This is a genomic window from Thermobacillus sp., from assembly GCF_003390775.1.
Lineage (GTDB): Bacteria > Bacillota > Bacilli > Paenibacillales > Paenibacillaceae > Thermobacillus > Thermobacillus xylanilyticus.
In genome coordinates this window covers 71,733-94,073 of the sequence record NZ_QEWA01000039.1, presented here as the reverse complement: position 1 = coordinate 94,073, position 22,341 = coordinate 71,733, and the positions used below count along the sequence as shown (strand labels likewise).

Genomic DNA, 22,341 nt, shown 5'->3' with positions numbered 1-22,341 from the left:
GGACATGCCCGTGAAGTGGAAACTGATGCTGCAGTTATTCTATTATCGCGTTTTGTTTTTATTCGGTCTGAAGCGCGAAGAGGTTTACTACATCGGAGGCAGCGAAGCGCTGCCGCCGCCGCTGACGCGCGAGGAAGAGGAGTATCTGCTCAAGCGGCTGCCGTCCGGAGATGCGGCGATCCGGGCGATGCTGATCGAACGCAATCTCCGGCTCGTCGTCTACATCGCCCGCAAGTTCGAAAACACGGGCATCCACATCGAGGACCTGGTCTCCATCGGCGCGATCGGCCTCATCAAGGCGGTCAATACGTTCGATCCGGAAAAGAAAATCAAGCTGGCCACGTATGCCTCCCGCTGCATCGAGAACGAGATTCTGATGTACCTGCGGCGCAACAGCAAGACCCGCACCGAGGTGTCGTTCGACGAGCCGCTCAACATCGACTGGGACGGCAACGAACTGCTGCTCTCCGACGTGCTCGGCACCGAAGGCGACACCATCTACCGGAACATCGAGGAGCAGGTCGACCGGAAGCTGCTCCAGAAGGCGCTGGACAAGTTGACGGAGCGGGAACGGACGATCATGGAGCTCCGGTTCGGCCTCACGGACGGCGAGGAGAAGACGCAGAAGGATGTCGCCGATATGCTCGGCATTTCGCAGTCGTACATTTCCCGGCTGGAGAAGCGGATCATCAAGCGGCTGCGCAAGGAGTTCAACAAGATGGTGTAATTTCACGGGGCCCCGGACCGCGGGCATAAAGACCGCCTCCGGGGCCGCTTTGCGTCCAGAATAAAAACAAAGCCCAAGGGGATAATGTACAGTAATGTTTCTCCTTGGGAGGTTATCGCGTTGACCCGAAACAAAGTTGAGATCTGCGGAGTGGATACCTCGAAACTTCCGGTGCTGACGAATGCGGAGATGCGCGAGTTGTTCACGGCGCTGCAGACCCGGGGAGAACTGTCGGCCCGGGAGAAGCTGGTGAACGGCAACCTGCGGCTCGTGCTCAGCGTCATCCAGCGGTTCAACAACCGGGGAGAATTCGTCGACGATCTGTTTCAGGTCGGCTGCATTGGGCTGATGAAAGCCATCGACAACTTTGACCTCAGCCAGAACGTGAAGTTCTCCACCTATGCCGTGCCGATGATCATCGGCGAAATCCGGCGGTATCTTCGGGACAACAACCCGATCCGCGTCTCCCGAAGTCTGCGCGACATCGCCTACAAGGCGCTGCAAGTGCGCGACACGCTCACGAACCAGCATTCACGCGAACCGACCATCTACGAGATTTCGGAAGCGCTAGGCGTGCCCAAGGAAGACGTCGTATTCGCCCTGGACGCCATCCAGGATCCGGTCTCCCTGTTCGAGCCGATCTTCCACGACGGCGGCGATCCGATCTATGTGATGGACCAGATCAGCGACGACCGCAACAAGGATTCGTCCTGGATTGAGGAGATCGCACTGCGGGAGGCAATGACCAAACTCGGCGAAAGGGAGAAAATGATTTTATCCATGCGTTTTTTCGAAGGGAAAACCCAGATGGAGGTGGCGGACGAGATCGGCATCTCGCAGGCTCAGGTGTCGCGTCTCGAGAAGTCGGCCATCCAGCAGATGCAAAAACATGTGAAAGCCTGAAGACCTTAAGGCCGGGCGCGGAAGCGTCCGGCTTTGTTGCGGCCAAGGCTTGCCAGCGCCGCCATGCGGCTGCGCCCGCCCGGGAGGACGGCGCAGCCATTTTTCTTGCGCCGGTCGGACATTTCATGCCGCCTTCCGCGATAACATGGTAGAAGGGAAGATCAATCGAAGAGAGCGTGGTGGCGCGGATTGCGGATTTCCGAATTGCAGGAGAAGGATGTCATCAATATCGTGGACGGCCGGAAGCTCGGCCATGTCAGCGATCTGGAGCTGGATCTCAGGCAAGGCCGGATCGAATCGATCATCGTGCCGGAAAGCGGCCGTTTCTTCGGGCTGTTCGGCGGCGGCGGAGCCGATGTCATCATTCCGTGGCGCAGCATCGTCAAGGTAGGCGAAGACGTCGTGCTCGTCAGGCTGGACGACACCCGGCTGAATCGCGTTCAGGACGTGGAGCTGAGCGAACGGTGACGATTTCTTCGACGCAGCCGCTGTGGTACACTGGTTCTGCGAGGTGAACCCGATGGAACCGTTCGTTCGGATGGAAGGCAACGGTCCGGCGCTGTTTCTGCTGCGCGGCTGGATGGAAGAGTCGCCGGGCCTGACGGCCGGCATCACCGGCCGGGAAGGCGGCGTCAGCAGTCCGCCCTGGGCGTCGCTGAACTGCGGCCTGCATGTCGGCGATACGGCCGAGGCCGTCGTCCGCAACCGCGCCCTCGCGGCGGAGGCGGCCGGCTGGGACCCGGCTGCCTGGACGTGCGCGGAGCAGGTGCATGGCTGCCGCGTCCACCGCGTCGCAAGCGCGGACCGGGGCCGGGGCGGCAAGGATCTGGAATCGGCCATTCCCGGGGCGGACGCGATCATGACGGATGAGCCGGGCATTCTGCTCGCATCCTATTACGCGGACTGCGTGCCGCTCCTGTTCCACGATCCGAAGCGGGGCGCGGTGGCGCTCGCCCATGCCGGCTGGCGGGGAACGACGCTTGAAATCGCCGCGCGGACGATCGAGGCGATGGAGCGGGAATTCGGCAGCCGCCCGGCCGACATCCGCGCCGCGATCGGTCCGGCGATCGGCCCGTGCTGCTACGAGGTTGACGGCCCGGTGATCGGGAGCGCGCTGCCGCTGGCGGAGTCGCTCGCGCCTTCGGGCGGCGCGCCCCTGGACGCCATGATCCGCATGACGGATGATGGCAAAGCAAGGCTTAACTTGAAAGAAATGAACCGACAGATTATGATAAGATCAGGAATCATGCCGAGTCGCATCGCATTTTCGTCCTTCTGCACCGGATGCCGGCGCGATCTGTTTTTCTCCCACCGGCGGGAAGGCGGAAGGACGGGAAGGATGGCGAGTTTCATCGGCATGCGTGAGAGGTGAACCGACGTGTCAATCCGGGCGAGACTGGACGACGTCGACCGCCGCATCCGCGAAGCTTGCGCCCGCAGCGGCCGCCGGCGGGAAGAGATCGGCATCGTCGCCGTGACGAAATATGCCGGCGAAGCGGCCGCAAGGGAGGCGCTCCGCGCGGGGCTCGTCCATCTCGGCGAGAACCGGTGGCAGGACGCCGCGCCGAAGTGGCGCGCCTTGCAGGATGAGCAGCCGCAGCCGGTCTGGCATTTCATCGGTTCGCTGCAGACGAACAAGGTCAAGGACGTCGTCGGAAAGTTCGCTTACATCCATTCGCTGGACAGGCTCTCGCTTGCCCAGGCGATCGACAAGCGCGCCGAACAGCTGGGCATCCGCGTTCCCTGCTTCATTCAGGTGAACGTCTCCGGCGAAGCGTCGAAGCACGGCCTTGCGCCGGAAGATTTGATCGGCTTTGCGCGAACCATCGCGGATATGCGCGGCATCGCCGTGGCGGGCCTGATGACGATGGCGCCGTTTGGCGACGACCCGGAAGAGGCGCGGCCGGTATTCCGGGCGCTCCGCAACCTCCGGGATGAACTGAACCGGGCCGCCGTCTTGCGGGAGGAAGCAAGCGGGCTTTCCATGGGCATGTCGAACGATTTCGAGGTTGCGGTCGAAGAAGGGGCGACATGGCTCCGGCTGGGGACGATTCTGGTGGGGAAAGAGGAGGCTGTGTCATGAGCGTCATGAACCGATTCATGAGTTTTCTCGGGCTTCAGGAAGAAGAGGAAGTCGTCGAGCGCGGCCGGTCGTCCGCTGACGCGGAGCAGGAAATTGAAACGCCGGTCTTCGAATCGCGTAGAACCATGAAGGGCGGCAATGTCGTCAGCATCCATGCGCAGAAGAATGTCCGCGTCGTGCTGAACGAACCGCGTTCCTACGACGAGGCGCAGGAGATAGCCGATCATCTGCGTTCCCGTCGTTCCGTCGTCGTCAACCTGCAGCGGATCCGCACCGACCATGCGATCCGGATTGTCGATTTCCTGAGCGGCACGGTCTATGCGCTGAACGGGTCGATCACGAAGATCGGGCCGAACATCTTCCTGTGCACGCCGGATACGGTGGAAGTGCAGGGCTCGATCACGGACATGCTGACGGATGACAACGAATACAAGACGATGAGGTGACCTCGTGTCTGAAATTGAATCTTTAATTTGGCTTATTCACCGGATATACACGTTCGTCATTATCGCCTATGTGCTGCTGTCCTGGATTCCGAACGCCCGCGACAGCTTCATCGGCGAAATGCTCGGCAAACTGGTCGAACCGTACCTTGCGCCGTTCCGTCGGCTCATCCCGCCGATCGGGGGCATGCTGGACATTTCGCCGATCGTCGCCATCTTCGCACTGCAGTTCATCGCGATGGGGCTCATTGCGGTGATTGAATTCTTCATATGAGTCAGTCGCTCTATGTCCACTTCCATCCGGACGAGCGGCCGTTCGTCGACCGGGCGCTGGAGTGGGTGGAGCGGGCGGCCGAACGCCATGCGACGGTTGTGACCGACTTCCTGGACCCGCGCCAGCAGTTCATCCTGCAGTCGATCGCCGGCCGCGAGCCGGACGCGGTCTTGCGGCTGGACGGCGGCTATCCGGAAGCCGAGCGGAAGCGCGCCGTCATCGTCCCGGCTTACCGCGATCCGGAAGACGTGGATTGCGACATCGCCGTGCTGGCGGTCGAGGCTTCGGGCGGCAAGTTCCTCGAGCTCGACCACGGCGATTATCTCGGCGCCCTGCTCGGACTCGGCATCAAGCGGGACGTACTCGGCGACCTTCATGTGCGCGATGACGGCTGCCACTGTCTCGTGACGGAAGAGATGGCCGGATTTCTGCATACCCATTTGACACAAGTGCATCGTGTGCCCGTCCGCACGGACATTCTTCCCCGGGAGAGCCTCCGGGTCGTGCAGCCCGAGATGGACGTGACGGTTATCACGGTGGCTTCTTTGCGTCTGGACGGCGTGGCGAGCGACGCGTTCCGCGTCAGCCGGTCGAAGATTATGGATCCGATCCGGGCGGGCCGGTGCAGGGTCAACTGGAAGACGGAAGAAGATCCTTCTGCCCGGCTCGAGGAAGGTGACGTCGTCTCGCTCAAGGGTTACGGCCGGTTCAAAATTCTCAAGGTCGACGGACCGACGAAAAGCGGCCGGCTGCGCGTTGCGATTGGCAAATTTATTTGAAGCGAGGCAGGAATTCCATCGGAACCTGTCGAAAGGGTACGGTATCGTTCGGGCAATGTAAGGAGGAGGTGCGTCACCATGCCGTTGACGCCGCTGGATATCCATAACAAAGAGTTCGGCCGCCGCCTGCGCGGCTATGATGAGGATGAGGTCAACGAGTTTCTTGACCAGGTGATCAAGGATTACGAGGCGCTCATCCGCGAGAACAAGGAGCTGCAGAACCAGGTGCTGGCGCTGCAGGAGAAGCTGAATCATTTCGCCAATCTCGAGGAGACGCTGAGCAAGACGATCATCATCGCGCAGGAAGCCGCGGACGAAGTGAAGAACAACGCGAAGAAGGAAGCGCAGCTCGTGATCAAGGAAGCGGAGAAGAACGCCGACCGGATCATCAACGAGGCCCTGGCGAAATCGCGCAAGATCGCACTCGAGGTTGAGGAGATGAAGAAACAGGCGGCGATCTACCGGACGCGGTTCCGGACGCTCGTCGAAGCGCAGCTTGAGCTGCTCAGCCAGGACAGCTGGGATGCGCTCGAGGGGGTTGCAGCGACCCGCGAAACGCGCGAAATCGCGGGGCACGAATGAGGGCGCTTTCCGGTTGACAATCGTGGGGCGCAAGCGTATAATTATAGGATAGGTACAAACTGAATGCCGACCTCAAATTCGTTGACGAGAACGAGTAAGCTGCAGCGGTCGTTCCCCAGAGAGCCGGTACCCACGCTGAAAGCCGGTGTTCGATCCGCAGCCGAAAATCATCTCCGAGAAGCGCGGCCGAACCTTGACAAGAGCAGTAAGCCGCGCCGGAAATCCGCCGTTATCCGGATGCGCAGACTGCGGTCTGCGGTGAGGTGCCGTCTCAGGCCATGCGCTTCCAGGGCGCGCGGCGGAGGCGGAATGAGGGTGGTAACGCGAGCGAAGCTCGTCCCTTTCGGGGCGGGCTTTTTTCAGTTTTGATGACCTGAGTGACGGGAGTGGTTGACCATGCAACGCGTAGACGTGAAAGAGCGGGCCAGGACCCGCGAACAGCGCATTCTCGAAAAGTGGAGGAAGGAAAACACGTTCAAGCGGTCGATCGAAAACCGCGCCGGAAGGCCCAACTACGTGTTCTATGAAGGACCGCCGACGGCGAACGGCATGCCGCACATCGGTCACGTGCTCGGTCGGGTGATCAAAGACTTCATCGGCCGCTACAAGACGATGTCCGGCTACCGCGTCGTGCGCAAGGCGGGCTGGGACACCCACGGCCTGCCGGTCGAGCTCGGCGTCGAGAAGCAGCTCGGCATCTCCGGCAAGCATGAGATCGAGCGCTACGGCGTCGAGGCGTTCGTGAAGAAGTGCAAGGACAGCGTGTTCGAGTACGAGCGGCAATGGCGCGAGATGACCGAGGCGATCGCCTACTGGATCGATCTGGACGATCCGTACATCACGCTCGACAATCGTTACATCGAAAGCGTCTGGCACATCCTGTCGACGATCCACAAGAAAGGGCTGCTCTACCGCGGTCACCGCGTGAGCCCCTATTGCCCGAGCTGCCAGACGACGCTCAGCTCGCACGAAGTGGCGCAAGGCTACGAGGATGTGAAGGACCTGTCCGCCACGGTCAAATTCCGGCTGAAGTCGGAGGACGCGTCGATCCTCGCCTGGACGACGACGCCGTGGACGCTGCCGGCCAACACGGCGCTGGCCGTCAATCCGGAGATGACCTATGTCCGCGTCCGCAAGGACGGCGAGACGTACATCGTCGCCGAGGCGCTCGCCGAGTCGGTCCTGAAGGAAGACTACGAGATCGTCTCGAAGGTGAAAGGCTCGGAACTGGCCGGCCTCGCGTATGAGCCGCCGTTCCGCTATGTGCCGGTCAAGAACGCGCATGTCGTGATCGCGGCGGATTTCGTCAGCGATACGAGCGGCACGGGCATCGTGCACATTGCGCCGGCGCACGGCGAGGACGACTACAAGGCGGCCCAGGCGAACAACATCGACATGCTCGGCGTCGTCGACCCCGCGGGACGCTACATCGACGCGGTGACCGACTTCGCCGGCCGGTTCGTGAAGGATTGCGACGTCGACATCGTGCGGATGCTCAGCGATCGCGGCCTGCTGTTCGCGAAGGAGCGCTACGAGCACAGCTATCCGTTCTGCTGGCGGTGCAAGACGCCGCTGCTCTACTACGCGACGGAAAGCTGGTTCATCCGGACGACGGCGGTGAAGGACCAGCTGATCGCGAACAATCGCGGGATCGAGTGGTATCCGGGCCATCTGCGCGACGGCCGGTTCGGGAATTTCCTCGAAGACCTTGTCGACTGGAACATCAGCCGGAACCGCTATTGGGGCACGCCGCTCAACGTCTGGGTGTGCGGCAGCTGCCAGGGCGAATACGCGCCGGACAGCATCGCGGATCTGCGCGAGCGGGCCGCCGGACCGGTGCCGGAAGATCTGGAGCTTCACAAACCGTACGTGGATGAAGTAAAACTGCGCTGCCCGCACTGCGAGGGCGGCGTCATGACGCGCACGCCCGAAGTGATCGACGTCTGGTTCGACAGCGGCTCGATGCCGTTCGCCCAGTACCATTATCCGTTCGGCGATCGCGCGAAGTTCGAGGACCAGTATCCGGCCGACATGATCGTCGAAGGGATCGACCAGACGCGCGGCTGGTTCTTCAGCCTGCTCGCGGTGTCGACGCTGTATACCGGCAAGGCGCCGTACAAGCGGGTAATTTCGACGGGCCACGTGCTTGACGAGAACGGCCAGAAAATGTCGAAGTCGAAGGGCAACGTCATCGACCCGTGGGAGATTATCGAAGCTTACGGCACGGACGCATTCCGCTGGGCGCTGCTCGCGGACAGCGCGCCGTGGAACAGCAAACGGTTCTCGCGCGGCATCGTCGCCGAGGCGAAGTCGAAGGTGGTCGACACGATCGTCAACGCGCACGCCTTCTACGCCCTGTACGCGTCGATCGACGGGTTCCGTCCGGAAGAGCACCCGTACCGGAAGCCGGCGAGCAAGTTGGACCGCTGGATCATCTCGCGGCTGAACAGCCTGATCCGGGATGTGCGCAAGGGGCTTGAAGCGTACGATTTCCTGAACCCGGCGAAGCGCATCGAGACGTTCGTCGACGAGATGAGCAACTGGTACATCCGCCGCTCGCGCGACCGGTTCTGGGGCAGCGGGCTGACGGACGACAAAATCGAAGCTTATCAGACGCTGCACAAAGTGCTGCTTGATCTTGCGCGGCTCATCGCGCCGTTCACGCCGTTCGTCGCGGAGGACGTCTACGTCAACCTGGGCGGCGGCGAGAGCGTCCATCTGGCGGACTACCCGCAGGCCGACGAGTCGCTGATCGACGAAGCGCTCGAGCGCGATATGGAGACGACGCGCAGGATCGTCGAGCTGGCGCGCAGCGTGCGCAACGAATCGGGCATCAAGACGCGCCAGCCGCTCTCCGAGCTGATCGTGTCGCTCAGCCGGCCGTTCCCGCTGGAAGAATATGAGGCGATCATCAAGGACGAGATCAACGTGAAGCGGATCGTCGTGGAGACGAGCGACAGCGGGTTCGTCGAGTTCGACCTGAAGCTGAACCTGAAGGTCGCGGGCAAGAAGTACGGCCGCCATGTCGCGCCGATCCAGGCGCACCTGAAGTCGCTCCCCGCGGAGGACGCGCGGCGCGCGGTGCTGGAGGACGGCGGGCTCGACTGGACGTCTCCGGAAGGCGAGACGCTGCGGATCACCCTCGACGAGCTGCTGGTCGAGAAGCGGGCCAAGACGGGTTTCAAGGCGGCGTCGGGCGACGGCGTGACGGTCGCGCTCAACACGGACATCACGCCCGAGCTGGAGCAGGAAGGCTGGGTGCGGGAAGTGATCCGCGCCGTGCAGGATACGCGCAAGAAGCTTGATCTCCCGATCGAGGCGCGAGTCCGGTTGCAACTTGACGTGCCGCAGGAGCTGCAGGCCGCGCTGCAGACGTTCGATGAGCTGCTCAAGGCAAACGTGCTGCTCCGGGAGGTCGCGTTCGGTCCCGCGGACGGCATGGAGAAGGTGCAGGCGGGCGATTTTGCGATCGGAATCCGGATTGACGTCTGAGGACATACTGGAAAACAGACAAGCGAGGAAAACGGGCCACTGCGGCTCGTTTTTCGTTTCGCGGGAAGATGAGGCTGCCACGGCTCTGCGGCGGCTCCGGAAAGGGGCGGACGGCATGGACGAACGGACGGAAGATCGGTCCGGGCAGGAGGATGAACGGTCCGGGCAGGCGGCGGATCGGTTGCCGCGGTCGGATAAATGGATCGAACAGGCCGACGGACAGTCCGGGCGGGCGGAACCCGGTGAACGGGAACATCGGATGGAGCTGTTGGCCCGGGAGTTGGACCGGCTGTCGGTCAGGCTGGAGCGGGCGAAGATCTCGGAATACGTCGATTTGCTCAACCGTCCGCTGTCGCTTATCTGGCGCAATCTGGTCGCCGGGACGGCGCGGGGCATCGGCATCGCGATCGGCTTCACGTTCTTCGCCGCAACGATTCTGTATGTGCTGCAAATGCTCGGCAAGCTCAATCTGCCGATCATCGGGGACTACATCGCGGATATCGTGCGCATCGTGCAGCGGCAGCTGGAGGGGAGAACATATTGACAATTGTTGGAAAACACCCTATGATGGTGAAATAGGCCTCAAGTCAGAGAGAGTGGTGGGGAAACATGGCGGGCGGCGGCCGCCGTCCTGTACGGGATCGGGTGCGTCACCGTATTTTCGTTCATTTACGCGGAGTACAGGTTTCTGGCGGAGCCTTGGCAGCTTGCCGGCGCGGCTGTCGTCGCGGGATTGCTGATCGCCGCGGCTTTTGCCGTCGGGCGGGGCGGCGCTACGGAACCGGCCCCGGCTTCGGTCGGAGCCGGGGCCGACGTCCCCGCCGCCGGCAACGGGGTGCGCCCCTGGTTGATCGGACTGGGTGCCTTTCTTGCGTCCGGCGGGTTCGTTGCCCGTCCGGAGAAAAGCTGGACGGGATTGATCGGCGGCGTGTTTCTGCTCGTTGCGGCCTGGTATGTCGTGCGGCGCATGGCGCGTAGCCCCTGGTGGAACGTCCGGCACCGGCAGGCGCTCGTGTCCGGCACGCTGCTCACCTGCGCCTGGCTGGGGTTCTTCGTGACCTGGCTGCTCTGGCCCGAAGACCGGCGCATGGTTCGGCAACGTGTTGTTCGTGCTGGTTGCGATTGCGCTGGTGCTGGTCATGGTCAGGCGGACGCGTGAGGCGGAGAAAGGCGAGAACGGGCGGCCTGCCCCAAGGGAGCCGTTCGGCGAAGGCCAATAACGGCATTTCGTGCCGTTATTGCCCGCCCGCACGCGGTGCCGGGGCAAATTAACGGCACGACGTGCCGTTAAAGGCGGCAAGAAGCCGCGAGGTCGGCCTGACGAAGGCCAATAACGGCATTTCGTGCCGTTATTGGCCGCCCGCACGCGGTGCCGGGGCCGATTAACGGCACACTGTGCCGTTAATCGCGCGAGAATCCGCCAGGATGGTCCGACGGGGAACGTAACGAGACTGACACACCTTATTTTTCGCAAAGCATGGTGTTCCGGAAATGAAACGAAACCGAGACACGTTATTCGCGCCGGATCGGGCCAAGAATCACTTTGAACAGGCAAATAAGAACGCTCAGTTTCGTTGCCGCTTCAATTTCAATCGAGGCCAATGGCGCCAAATAACGACGCTCAGTTTCGTTAACGAACTCCGGTTGAACGCCCGCCGCAAAACCCCTCTCAGGCATCCCCGTCCACCCGGATATCGATCACCGGATCCGGTTCCAGCAGCGGCTCGCCTTCTCCCCGCTCCAAATAATCTTCATACGAGCGGCTGCGGACGACCGTAACATGCCGTCCCGTAATGTCGGTGGCCAGAAAACTTTCGATCGATTCGACAAATCCTTCGCGCTCTTCCGCTTCGATCGTGAGCTTCTCGTAGTCCGCCTCCGGGTCCTCCGCAAGCGCCGGCGAATCCGACGTGCCGTACGATTCGACGATCTGCCAGGCATCCTCGCCGTCAAAGCCGGTCCACGAGCTCTCGCCGTCGAGGCTGGTCCTGCCGAACGGGGGATCGAGGCTTTCTTCCTCGACCGGGCGCCGCTCCGACTCGAGCCGCTGCGGCGAATGGCGGACACAATACAGCGTCTCGGGCACGGCTTCGAGGCGTTCCGGCGGAATCGGCCCGCCGCATGTCCGGCAGACGCCGTACGTGCCGTTGTCCATGGCCTGCAGGGCCGCACGAATCCGCTGCAGTCTCAGTTCGTCGTTCTCGAGCAGCGCGAGGTCTTTGCCCCGTTCGAATGTCTCGGAAGCGATGTCGGCCGGATGGTTGTCGTACATGGACAGTTCGCCGGTATTGCCGCGCGCTTCCTCTTCGAGGCCGCGGCTGCCGCTTTCCCTCAGCCGCTCTTCCAGCTCACCGGCTTCCGCTTCAAGTTTCTGTCTCAGCGCCGTCAAACGGCTGCCGTCGAACGCCTTCATGCGGTCAGCTCCCTTCATCCGTAGCAGTCGGTCGTAGCTTGTGCGCGGCGGACCGATTTTACTATGGACGGGGGATTGTAACGCGTGACAGCTCAGGTTTTTTCTTCCTGATCCGGATGTGGAGCGGGCCGGCGCAGTTGTGATACAATGATTGGGACACGCACATTACAGGGCTTGCCGGGAGAGCATTTTCGATCTTTGGGGCGGAGGGACGCGAAAGTTGAAGCATTTGCGCTATTATGCCGTTGCGGCTGTCGTTTTTCTGTTGGATCAACTGACGAAGCAGATTATCGACGCGAATGTGGCCTTGTATGAACAGATCAGCGTCATCGGGCAATTTTTCCTCATTACGCACGTGTTGAACGACGGGGCGGCCTTCAGCATGCTGCCGGGCGCCCAGACGCTGTTCATCCTGATTACGATCGTTGTCGTCATCGGGATTGTCTGGTATATCGAGCGGAACTGGCGAACCGGCAGGCCGCTGCTGCTGACGGCGTTCGGCCTGGTGCTCGGCGGGGCGCTCGGCAATTTCATCGACCGGTTGCTGTACGGCCATGTGATCGATTTCCTGCAGTTCAATTTCGGCAGCTACACGTTCCCCATCTTCAACGTAGCGGACATGGGCATCGTCATCGGCGTCGGCCTCATTCTGCTCGACGCGGTGCTGGATATCCGCAGGGAACGGGACAAAGCCGCCGGCAGCCTGGAAGGAGACGAAAACGGAAAGACCCATGACATCACAAGCGGAACAGAAGCAGACGAACCCGCACGATGAATGGACCCAGGAGTGGGTCGTGACGGAAGCGGAGGCGGGCGAGCGGCTTGACAAGTTCGTCGCCGAATCCGCGGAGGAAGGCGTCTCGCGCACGCAGGTGCAGGAATGGATCCGCACGGGCGCCGTCACCGTGAACGGCGCGACGGTCAAACCGAATTACCGGCTGGAGCCGGGCGATGTCGTCGCCGTGACGCCGCCGGAGCCCGAGGATGCGGACATCCGGCCGGAGCCGATCCCGCTCCATGTCGTCTATGAAGACGGCGACGTCATCGTCGTCGACAAGCCGCGCGGCATGGTCGTCCACCCGGCGCACGGTCATGCATCGGGGACGCTGGTCAACGCGCTGCTCCATCATTGCCGGGATCTCTCCGGCATCAACGGAAGGCTGCGGCCGGGCATCGTCCACCGGATCGACAAGGACACGTCCGGCCTGCTGATGGCCGCGAAGAACGATCTGGCGCACGTGTCGCTGTCGGAACAGCTCAAGGCGCACACGGTCGAGCGGGCGTACATCGCGCTCGTGCACGGCAATCTGCCGCACGATCAGGGAACGATCGACGCGCCGATCGGCCGCGATCCGCACGATCGCAAGAAATTCGCCGTCACGGCCGGCGGCAAGCCGTCCGTGACGCATTTCGCGGTGCTGGAGCGGTTCGGCGACTACACGCTGGTCCGGCTTCAGCTCGAGACGGGGCGCACGCACCAGATCCGCGTCCACATGAAGTATATCGGCCATCCGCTGGCCGGCGATCCCGTCTACGGCCGGGCGAAGACCTTGCCGCTGGACGGGCAGGCGCTGCACGCCGTCGTGCTCGGTTTCGTCCATCCCCGCACGGGCGAGGCGCTGCGTTTCGAATCGCCGATTCCCGATGATTTTCAGCGCATTCTGGATATGCTGAGAAACAGGTAGGCGGTTCGGCGCATTGCCGCATGAGTGCAAATTTTAGAGGGATTATTCCATTACGATCCTCGCCTCTGGGCGTTATGCTGATAGACAGCATAAGCCGGGGCCGCGCGCAGTATGCGCGTTAGGATGCGGCCCGCTTGAAAGGTGATGAGCCCATGGCCAGGATCAATCCCCATTACAAAGATCTGCAAGGCAGCTATCTGTTCTCGGAAATTGCCCGCAGGCGCGCGGCATTCCTGAAGGAGCATCCGAACGCGGACATCATCAGCCTCGGCATCGGCGATGTAACGCGCCCGCTGCCCGAAGCGGCGGCCGGCGCGATGCGCGCCGCAGTCGACGATCTGACGAAGGCGGACACGTTCCGCGGCTACGGTCCCGAACAGGGCTACGATTTCCTGCGGGAGGCGATCGCCCGCCACGATTATCAGGCGCGCGGCATCGACATCCGTCCGGATGAGGTGTTCGTCAGCGACGGGTCGAAGTGCGACGTGGGCAACATCCAGGAGATTTTCAGCCAGGACGCCGTCGTCGCGGTGCAGGATCCGGTCTATCCGGTTTATGTGGACACGAACGTCATGGCGGGCCGGGCCGGCGCTTACGACAGGGAGACGAACCGGTATCAAGGCATCGTGTACCTGACCTGCAGTCGGGAGAACGGATTCAAGCCGGCGCTGCCCGAACGGAAGGTCGACCTGATCTATCTTTGTTACCCGAACAACCCCACGGGCATGACGCTGACGCGGGACGAGCTGAAGCTGTGGGTCGATTACGCGAAGCAAAACGGCAGCGTCATCCTGTACGACTCGGCGTATGAAGCGTACATCCGGGAAGAAGGTGTGCCGCACAGCATCTACGAGATTGAAGACGCGCGGGAAGTGGCGATCGAGTTCCGCAGCTTCTCGAAGACGGCCGGTTTCACCGGTGTGCGCTGCGCGTACACGGTGGTGCCGCGGGAGCTCAAGGCGAAGGATGCGGACGGGAACGATATTGTCCTCGCCGACCTCTGGAACCGCAGGCATACGACGAAGTTCAACGGCGTCTCCTACGTGACGCAGCGGGGAGCGGCGGCGCTCTATACGCCGGAAGGGAAGGCGCAGATCGCCGCGCTGGTCGACTACTACATGGCGAACGCAAAGCTGATCCTCGACGGACTGAAGGCAGTCGGCATCGAAGCTTACGGCGGCGTCAACGCGCCGTACATCTGGCTGAAGACGCCGGACGGGATCGACTCGTGGGCATTCTTCGACAAATTGCTCCGGGAAGCGCACATCGTCGGCACGCCGGGCGTCGGTTTCGGACAGGCCGGACAAGGTTACTTCCGGCTGACGGCCTTCGGCAGCCGGGAAAATACAGAGCGCGCGGTCGAGCGGATCACGAGGCTCGGCTGGTGACGGGCAAGCGGGAAAGCAGCGGTGCACGGGAACACGTGCGGTCATGCCTTCCCGCTTTTTGTCGGATCCGGCTATTGACTTCCGTGGACCAAAGTGTCATAATGCTGTTAATGAATGGTTGAACCTTTAATTCAGTCCCGTGAGGCTGACAAGGTAACGGCATATCGGACAGGCACAGGCCTGACGGCGGCGCTACCCGTGCGCGCGCCGAGGGTCGTGGTGTGGTGCGGCCTGACTCCTTGCGGCTTTTCGCAAGGAGTTTTTTTGTGGGTTCAATCAGGCGGAGGTGATGGCATTGGACGACATTCGACACGTCATCATGGACGAGACCGGCATCCGGCGGGCGCTTACGCGCATCGCGCATGAAATTCTGGAGAAAAACAAAGGCATAGACGGCTGCGTGTTCGCCGGCATTCGCACCCGCGGCGTCTACCTGGCACGGCGGGTGGCGGAGCGGGTGGCCGAGATCGAAGGCAAGCCGGTGCTCGCGTTCGATCTCGATATCACGTCGTACCGCGACGACCGGGACGGCGCGGGACAGGCCGAGGCGCCGGCCTGCGCCGGCATCGATCCGGCGGAGATCCGGGACAAGCACGTCATCCTGTTCGATGACGTGCTGTTCACGGGCCGGACGATCCGGGCGGCGATGGACGCGATCATGGATGTCGGACGTCCGCGTTCGATCCAGCTTGCGGTGCTGGTCGACCGCGGCCACCGCGAACTGCCGATCCGCCCGGACTATGTCGGCAAGAACGTGCCGACGGCGCGCTCCGAATCGATCGGCGTATCGCTCAAGGAAGTGGACGGCTCGGATATGGTGGCCATTTACGGATCAGGGAGGCGCACGCGATGACGACGGCAGCGAAACTGAGGCAGCGCAGCCTGCTCGGCGTGAAAGATCTGTCCGCGGAGGAGATCGAATCGATTCTCGACCGGGCGCAGTACTGGGAGTCCAGAGGAAAGAAGATCCACAACGCCGTGCCCGACGCGATCGTGGCGAACATGTTTTTCGAGAACAGCACGCGCACGCGGTTTTCGTTCGAAATGGCGGCGAAACGGCTCGGCGCGCAGGTGCTCAATTTCTCGGCTGCCGTCTCGAGCGTGAACAAGGGCGAGTCGATCTACGACACGGTTCGCACGCTCGAGTCGATCGGCATCGACGCCGGGATCATCCGGCTGAAGCCGATCGGCGTGCTGTCGGAGATCGCCTCCCGCGTCAATGTGCCGCTCATCAACGCCGGAGACGGCAACAACGAGCATCCGACCCAGGCGCTGCTCGATCTGTACACGATGCGGAAACATTTCGGCTCGCTCAAAGGCTTGCGCGTCGCGATCATCGGCGACATCCTGCACAGCCGGGTGGCGCGTTCCAACCTCTGGGCGCTCAGGAAATGCGGCGCGGACGTGGTCTTCTGCGCGCCGCCGAACCTCGAGGCGCCGGAGCTTGACGCGCCGTATGTGACGGTGGACGAGGCGCTCGGCGCGGACGTCATCATGATGCTGCGTGTTCAGCTCGAGCGGCACGAGTCCGGCATGATCAAGTCGGCGGAAGATTACCGGGAGCACTACGGCCTTACGGTCGAGCGCGCCGCAAGAATCAAGGGGCACGCGATCATCATGCACCCGGCGCCGGTCAACCGCGGCGTCGAGATCGACGACGAACTGGTCGAGCATCCGCAGTCGCGCATTTTCCAGCAGATGGCCAACGGCGTGCCGATCCGCATGGCCGTCATCGAGCGGGCGCTGCGCGGATAGAGACGGACACCATTGCGGACGAGGACGGATACAAGCGGCGCGGAGCAGCCGGCCGCGCGCGTCCGGAACAAGGCCGTGCGCACAAGCGAAAGGAGAGCGATCGAAAGCCATGACGTTATGGATTGTGAACGGCAAAATCTGGGACGATGAAGCCGGCGATCTCGTGACGGCCCACATCCGCGTCGAGAACGGGACGATCACCGCGATCGAGCGGGGCGGCGAGCCGGACACGGCCGGCGCCGAAACGATCGACGCCTCCGGCCTGCTCGTGTCGGCCGGCTTTATCGACATGCATGTCCATCTGCGCGATCCGGGCTTCACGCACAAGGAGGACATCGCCAGCGGCACGCGTTCGGCCGCGCGCGGCGGTTTCACCACGATCGCCTGCATGCCGAACACCCGCCCCGTCACGGACACGCCGGAGACGGTGCGGTACATCCTGGACAAGGCGGCCCGCGAAGGCGTCGTCAACGTGCTGCCGATCGCCGCGATCACGAAGAACGAGCTCGGCCGCGAGCTGACCGATTTCGCCGCGCTGAAGGAAGCGGGCGCGATCGGGTTCTCGGACGACGGCGTCGGCGTGCAGAACGCGCAGATGATGAAGGAAGCGATGGTTCGCGCCCGTGAGCTGGGCCTGCCGATCATCGCGCACTGCGAGGACGACTCGCTTGTGCAGGGCGCCTGGGTGACCGAGGGCGCGTTCAGCCGCAAGCACGGCCTGAAAGGCATCCCGAACGAGTCCGAGGCAATTCACGTCGGACGGGACGTGCTTCTGGCGGAAGCGACCGGCGCGCACTACCACGTCTGCCACGTCAGCACGGAGCAGTCGGTGCGGCTCATCCGGCTGGCGAAGTCGGTCGGCGTCCGCGTGACCGCGGAAGTGTGCCCGCACCATCTGGTGCTGTCGGACGAGGACATCCCCGGCATGGACCCGAACTGGAAAATGAACCCGCCGCTCCGGACGCCCCGCGACGTGCAGGCGGTCATCGAGGCGCTGGAGGACGGCACGATCGACATCATCGTCACCGACCATGCGCCGCATGCCGAAGAGGAGAAGGCGAAGGGCGTCGATCTCGCGCCGTTCGGCATCGTCGGATTCGAGACGGCGTTCCCGCTGCTCTACACGACGTTTGTCAAGACCGGCAGATGGAGCCTCGGCTTCCTGCTTCGCCGGATGACGAGCGACCCGGCACGGGTGTTCGGCCTGAAGGCCGGCCGGCTGGAAGCCGGCGCGCCCGCCGATCTGACGCTGATTGATCTGGACAGCGAGCAGACGGTCGATCCGGCGAAGTTTCTGTCGAAGAGCCGCAACACGCCGCTTACCGGACGGCGCCTTTCGGGCTGGCCGGTCCGCACGATCGTCGCCGGCCGCACGGTCTGGCAGGCGGACTGACGGCTCGGGCGAACTGACGGCTCAGGCGAACGGATTACATATACGTCATTCAGGGAGTGATACGGATGCAGGCAAGATTGTTGTTGGAGGACGGCACGCTGTTCACCGGCCGCTCGTTCGGGGCGGAAGGGGCCGTCATCGGCGAAGTGGTGTTCAATACCGGCATCACCGGTTATCAGGAAGTATTGTCCGACCCGTCCTATTGCGGGCAAATCGTGACGATGACCTATCCGCTCATCGGCAATTACGGCGTCACGCGCAACGACTTCGAAAGCATCGTCCCCTACGTCCACGGCCTCGTCGTGCGCCGGCATGAGCCGGTTCCGAGCAACTGGCGCGCCGAGACTCCGCTCGACGTCTTGCTGAAGGAAGCGGGCATTCCGGGCATCTCCGAAGTGGACACCCGGATGCTGACGCGCATCATCCGTCATCACGGCACGATGAAGGGGATCATCACCACCGGCAATGAAAGCGTCGAAGAGCTGATGGAACGCCTTCAGGCGACGCCGCTCATGCGCGATCAGGTGGCGCGCACGTCGACGAAGAGCTTCATCAATGTGCCGGGCGGCGGGGAACGGATCGTGCTGATGGACTTCGGCGCGAAGAGCGGCATCCTGCGCGAGCTGACCCGGCGCGGCTGCGACGTCATGGTCGTGCCGTACGACACGACGGCCGAACAGATCCGCCGTCTCAATCCGGACGGCATTCAACTCTCGAACGGACCGGGCGACCCGAAGGATGTCGGCGTCGCGGTGAAGACGATCCGCGAGCTGCTCGGCGAATATCCGATCTTCGGCATCTGTCTCGGCCATCAGCTGCTGGCGCTCGCCTGCGGCGCCGACACGGAGAAGCTGAAGTTCGGCCACCGCGGGGGCAACCATCCGGTGAAGGATCTCGTAAACGGCCGCTGCTACATCACGTCGCAAAACCACGGTTACACCGTGCGCGAAGACTCCATCGCCGGCACCGGCCTCGAAATTACGCACATCAACAACAACGACAAGACGATTGAAGGCCTCCGCCATACGAAATATCCGGCTTTCTCCGTCCAGTACCATCCGGAGGCGTCGCCGGGACCGTTCGATTCGAGCTATCTGTTCGACGACTTCCTCGCCATGATCCGCGAGCACAAGCGCCTGAACCCGCGCAAGCCGCGTCAGATCCATCTGGCGGAGACGCTGAAAGGAGAACTGCTGCATGCCCAGAAATAACGATCTGAAAAAAATTCTCGTCATCGGCTCCGGTCCGATCGTCATCGGCCAGGCAGCGGAATTCGACTACGCCGGCACGCAGGCTTGCCAGGCGCTCAGGGAAGAAGGCTATGAAGTCGTCCTGATCAACAGCAACCCGGCCACGATCATGACGGACACGAACATGGCCGACAAGGTGTACATCGAACCGATCACGCTCGATTTCGTCACGCAGGTGATCCGCCGGGAGCGCCCGGACGGCCTCCTGCCGACGCTCGGCGGGCAGACCGGGCTCAACATGGCGGTCGAGCTGGCGCGCGCGGGCGTGCTGGAGCGCGAAGGCGTGAAACTTCTCGGCACGCAGCTGTCGTCGATCGAGAAAGCGGAAGACCGCGAACTGTTCCGCGAACTGATGCGCGAATTGAACCAGCCGGTTCCCGAGAGCACGATCGTGACCAGCGTCGAGGAAGCGATCGAGTTCGCGAACAACATCGGCTACCCGATCATCGTCCGTCCGGCCTACACGCTCGGCGGTACCGGCGGCGGCATCTGCGTAAGCGAGGAGGAGCTGCGAGAGACGGTCGCGGCGGGCATCCGCTACAGCCCGATCGGCCAGTGCCTCATCGAGAAGAGCATCGCCGGCATGAAAGAGATCGAATACGAGGTCATGCGCGACTCGAACGACAACTGCATCGTTGTCTGCAACATGGAGAACGTCGACCCGGTCGGCGTCCATACCGGCGACAGCATCGTCGTGGCGCCGAGCCAGACGCTGTCCGACCGCGAGTACCAGATGCTGCGCTCGGCGGCGCTCAGCATCATCCGCGCGCTCAAGATCGAAGGCGGCTGCAACGTGCAGTTCGCGCTTGATCCTTACAGCTACCAATATTATGTTATCGAGGTCAACCCGCGGGTCAGCCGCTCGTCGGCGCTCGCGTCGAAGGCGACCGGCTATCCGATCGCCAAGATGGCGGCGAAGATTGCGGTCGGCTACACGCTCGACGAGATCATCAACCCGGTGACGGGCCAGACGTACGCAATGTTCGAGCCGACGATCGACTACATCGTGACGAAAATTCCGCGCTGGCCGTTCGACAAATTCACCACCGCCAACCGGAAGCTCGGCACGCAGATGAAGGCGACCGGCGAAGTGATGGCGATCGGCCGCACGTTCGAGGAATCGATGCACAAGGCGATCCGCTCGCTCGAGATCGGCGCTCACCGCTTCCATCTGAAAGGCGTCGAGTCGATCGACGACGAGACGCTGCGCAAGCGGCTCATCACGCCGGACGACGAGCGCATCTTCCTCGTGGCCGAAGCGTTCCGCCGCGGCTGGAAGCTGCAGGACATCCAGGACCTGACGAAGATCGACTGGTGGTTCCTGGACAAGATCGAAGGCATCGTCGCGTTCGAGCAGCGGATCAAGTCCGAACCGAAATTGACCAAGGAGACGCTGTACGAAGCGAAGCGGCTCGGCTTCGCCGACCGGTCGATCGCGGAGCTCAGGCGCGAGGCGAACCCGTCCGATCCGCACGCCGACGAGGCCGCGGTCCGGGCGTTCAGGCTCGAGCTCGACATCAAGCCGGTGTACAAAATGGTCGACACGTGCGCGGCCGAATTCGAAGCGACGACGCCGTACTACTACTCGACCTACGAGACCGAGAACGAGACGGTGCAGACGGACAAGCCGAAGGTCGTCGTACTCGGCTCCGGCCCGATCCGGATCGGCCAAGGCATCGAGTTCGACTATTCGACCGTCCACGCGGTCTGGGCGATCCGCAAGGCCGGGTATGAAGCGGTCATCATCAACAACAATCCGGAGACGGTGTCGACCGACTTCTCGACGTCCGACCGGCTCTACTTCGAACCGCTGTTCTTCGAGGACGTCATGAACGTCATCGAGCAGGAGCAGCCGGTCGGCGTCATCGTCCAGTTCGGCGGACAGACGGCAATCAATCTGGCCGCGCCGCTGGCCAAGGCCGGCGTGCGCATCCTCGGCTCGGATCTCGAAAGCATCGACCAGGCGGAAGACCGCAAGAAATTCGAGGCGCTGCTCCGCCGGCTGAACATCGCCCAGCCGAAGGGCAGCACGGTCACGTCGGTCGAGGAAGCGGTCGAGACGGCGCGCAGCCTCGGCTATCCGGTGCTCGTCCGCCCATCCTACGTGCTCGGCGGCCGGGCGATGGAGATTGTCTACTCCGACGAGGAGCTGCTCGGCTACATGGAGCAGGCCGTCAAGATCAATCCGGAGCACCCGGTGCTGATCGACCGGTACATGCAGGGCAAGGAAGCGGAAGTCGATGCGATCAGCGACGGCGAGACGGTGCTCATTCCCGGCATCATGGAACACGTCGAGCGGGCCGGCGTCCACTCGGGCGACTCGATCGCGGTCTATCCGCCGCAGTCGCTGTCGGAGGATGTGAAACAGCAGATCGTCGACATCACGATCCGGATCGCCAAGGAACTGAAGGTAGTCGGCATGATCAACATCCAGTTCGTCATTCACCAGGATCAGGTGTACGTCATCGAAGTCAATCCGCGCTCGTCGCGGACGGTGCCTTTCCTCAGCAAGGTGACGAACGTGCCGATGGCGAATCTGGCGACGCAGGCGATCCTCGGCAAGAAGCTGGCCGATCTCGGCTACAAGGAAGGGCTCTGGCCGGAAGACAAGCACGTCTCGGTGAAGGTGCCGGTGTTCTCTTTCGCCAAGCTGCGGCGCGTCGACCCGACACTGACGCCGGAGATGAAATCGACGGGCGAAGTGATGGGCCGCGACGAGCTGTATGCGAAGGCGCTGTACAAAGGGCTGATCGGTGCAGGCATGCGCATTCCGCCGACCGGTTCGATCATCGCAACGGTCGCCGACAAGGACAAGGAAGAAGCGGTCGGCATCCTGCGCGGCTTCTACGATCTCGGCTACAGCATCATCGCGACGGGCGGCACCGCCGATGCGCTGGAGCGCGCCGGCCTGTACGTGACGCGGGTGAACAAGCTGAGCGAAGGGTCGCCGAACATTCTCGACCTGATCCGCAGCGGCAAGGCGCAGTTCGTCGTGAACACGCTGACGAAAGGCCGCACGCCCGAACGCGACGGCTTCCGCATCCGGCGCGAAGCGGTCGAGAACGGCGTCGTCTGCTTGACGTCGCTCGACACGGTGCGGGCGCTGCTGGAAATGCTGCAGGCTCTCAGTTTCGCATCCCGGCCGATGCCGGTGCTTCAGCAGCAGTAACACGT

Annotated in this window: 21 protein-coding genes and 1 other annotated feature; of the genes, 20 read left to right on the top strand and 1 reads right to left on the bottom strand. The window is 62.7% G+C overall.

All coding sequences use genetic code 11. The features are described 5' to 3' along the window. Positions 1–4 precede the first annotated feature (4 nt). The 12 genes from sigE to C6W55_RS10880 all read left to right on the top strand — a co-directional run bounded on the left by sigE (position 5) and on the right by C6W55_RS10880 (position 10,442). Positions 5–727: an RNA polymerase sporulation sigma factor SigE gene (gene sigE, locus C6W55_RS10935; RefSeq protein ID WP_015255165.1), complete on the top strand. Its 723-nt coding sequence runs from the start codon at positions 5–7 to the stop codon at positions 725–727. A 120-nt stretch (positions 728–847) separates the two neighbouring features. After that, entirely contained in the window at positions 848–1,630 is a 783-nt protein-coding gene (sigG, locus tag C6W55_RS10930; RefSeq protein WP_015255164.1) for an RNA polymerase sporulation sigma factor SigG, read from the top strand. Positions 1,631–1,819: 189 nt separating this feature from the next. Continuing rightward, on the top strand, positions 1,820–2,098 hold the full coding sequence (locus C6W55_RS10925; protein WP_015255162.1) for a PRC-barrel domain-containing protein: 279 nt from the start codon (positions 1,820–1,822) through the stop codon (positions 2,096–2,098). A gap of 52 nt (positions 2,099–2,150) precedes the next feature. Further along, positions 2,151–3,002 (top strand): peptidoglycan editing factor PgeF, encoded by an 852-nt coding sequence (pgeF, locus tag C6W55_RS10920; protein ID WP_015255161.1) that lies wholly within the window; start codon positions 2,151–2,153, stop codon positions 3,000–3,002. A 6-nt stretch (positions 3,003–3,008) separates the two neighbouring features. Further along, complete coding sequence (locus tag C6W55_RS10915) at positions 3,009–3,713, top strand: YggS family pyridoxal phosphate-dependent enzyme (protein WP_286892655.1); 705 nt, start codon at positions 3,009–3,011, stop codon at positions 3,711–3,713. Then, positions 3,710–4,159: a cell division protein SepF gene (locus tag C6W55_RS10910; RefSeq protein ID WP_286892654.1), complete on the top strand. Its 450-nt coding sequence runs from the start codon at positions 3,710–3,712 to the stop codon at positions 4,157–4,159. The genes C6W55_RS10915 and C6W55_RS10910 overlap by 4 nt, the downstream gene beginning before the upstream one ends. A gap of 4 nt (positions 4,160–4,163) precedes the next feature. Further along, positions 4,164–4,430, top strand: a complete 267-nt coding sequence (locus tag C6W55_RS10905; RefSeq protein ID WP_015255158.1) for a YggT family protein — start codon at positions 4,164–4,166, stop codon at positions 4,428–4,430. Further along, entirely contained in the window at positions 4,427–5,209 is a 783-nt protein-coding gene (locus C6W55_RS10900; RefSeq protein ID WP_286892653.1) for a YlmH family RNA-binding protein, read from the top strand. Before C6W55_RS10905 ends, C6W55_RS10900 begins: the two co-directional genes overlap by 4 nt. A 78-nt stretch (positions 5,210–5,287) precedes the next feature. Next, positions 5,288–5,791 carry a DivIVA domain-containing protein gene (locus tag C6W55_RS10895; protein WP_015255156.1) on the top strand — a complete coding sequence of 168 codons (504 nt, stop codon included), beginning with the start codon at positions 5,288–5,290 and terminating at the stop codon, positions 5,789–5,791. Positions 5,792–5,863: 72 nt separating this feature from the next. Then, positions 5,864–6,136: a binding site (T-box leader), on the top strand. 51 nt (positions 6,137–6,187) lie between these two features. Continuing rightward, positions 6,188–9,283: an isoleucine--tRNA ligase gene (gene ileS / locus C6W55_RS10890; RefSeq protein WP_286892652.1), complete on the top strand. Its 3,096-nt coding sequence runs from the start codon at positions 6,188–6,190 to the stop codon at positions 9,281–9,283. Between the two features lie 259 nt (positions 9,284–9,542). Further along, positions 9,543–9,827: a DUF5665 domain-containing protein gene (locus C6W55_RS10885; RefSeq protein WP_086010552.1), complete on the top strand. Its 285-nt coding sequence runs from the start codon at positions 9,543–9,545 to the stop codon at positions 9,825–9,827. 303 nt (positions 9,828–10,130) lie between these two features. Beyond that, positions 10,131–10,442: a hypothetical protein gene (locus C6W55_RS10880; protein WP_286892651.1), complete on the top strand. Its 312-nt coding sequence runs from the start codon at positions 10,131–10,133 to the stop codon at positions 10,440–10,442. 510 nt (positions 10,443–10,952) lie between these two features. Here the strand turns inward: C6W55_RS10880 and C6W55_RS10875 are convergent. Then, positions 10,953–11,696, bottom strand: coding sequence for a TraR/DksA C4-type zinc finger protein (locus tag C6W55_RS10875; protein WP_286892650.1), 744 nt, complete (start codon positions 11,694–11,696; stop codon positions 10,953–10,955). Positions 11,697–11,925: 229 nt separating this feature from the next. Between C6W55_RS10875 and lspA the strand changes: the two genes are divergently transcribed. The 8 genes from lspA (at position 11,926) to carB (ending at position 22,336) form a co-directional block, all read left to right on the top strand. Beyond that, a complete protein-coding gene (lspA, locus tag C6W55_RS10870) occupies positions 11,926–12,471 on the top strand; it encodes a signal peptidase II (RefSeq protein ID WP_052835988.1) in 546 nt (181 codons plus the stop codon). Continuing rightward, complete coding sequence (locus C6W55_RS10865) at positions 12,428–13,381, top strand: RluA family pseudouridine synthase (protein WP_015255150.1); 954 nt, start codon at positions 12,428–12,430, stop codon at positions 13,379–13,381. Before lspA ends, C6W55_RS10865 begins: the two co-directional genes overlap by 44 nt. A gap of 152 nt (positions 13,382–13,533) precedes the next feature. Continuing rightward, positions 13,534–14,769: an LL-diaminopimelate aminotransferase gene (locus C6W55_RS10860; protein ID WP_015255149.1), complete on the top strand. Its 1,236-nt coding sequence runs from the start codon at positions 13,534–13,536 to the stop codon at positions 14,767–14,769. A 289-nt stretch (positions 14,770–15,058) separates the two neighbouring features. Further along, entirely contained in the window at positions 15,059–15,622 is a 564-nt protein-coding gene (gene pyrR, locus C6W55_RS10855) for a bifunctional pyr operon transcriptional regulator/uracil phosphoribosyltransferase PyrR (protein ID WP_015255148.1), read from the top strand. Continuing rightward, positions 15,619–16,524 carry an aspartate carbamoyltransferase catalytic subunit gene (locus tag C6W55_RS10850; protein ID WP_015255147.1) on the top strand — a complete coding sequence of 302 codons (906 nt, stop codon included), beginning with the start codon at positions 15,619–15,621 and terminating at the stop codon, positions 16,522–16,524. The genes pyrR and C6W55_RS10850 overlap by 4 nt, the downstream gene beginning before the upstream one ends. A 109-nt stretch (positions 16,525–16,633) precedes the next feature. Next, positions 16,634–17,917 carry a dihydroorotase gene (locus C6W55_RS10845; protein ID WP_015255146.1) on the top strand — a complete coding sequence of 428 codons (1,284 nt, stop codon included), beginning with the start codon at positions 16,634–16,636 and terminating at the stop codon, positions 17,915–17,917. 65 nt (positions 17,918–17,982) lie between these two features. After that, on the top strand, positions 17,983–19,128 hold the full coding sequence (locus C6W55_RS10840) for a carbamoyl phosphate synthase small subunit (RefSeq protein WP_015255145.1): 1,146 nt from the start codon (positions 17,983–17,985) through the stop codon (positions 19,126–19,128). Then, positions 19,115–22,336, top strand: a complete 3,222-nt coding sequence (carB, locus tag C6W55_RS10835; protein WP_015255144.1) for a carbamoyl-phosphate synthase large subunit — start codon at positions 19,115–19,117, stop codon at positions 22,334–22,336. Before C6W55_RS10840 ends, carB begins: the two co-directional genes overlap by 14 nt. The last annotated feature ends 5 nt before the right edge of the window (positions 22,337–22,341 follow it).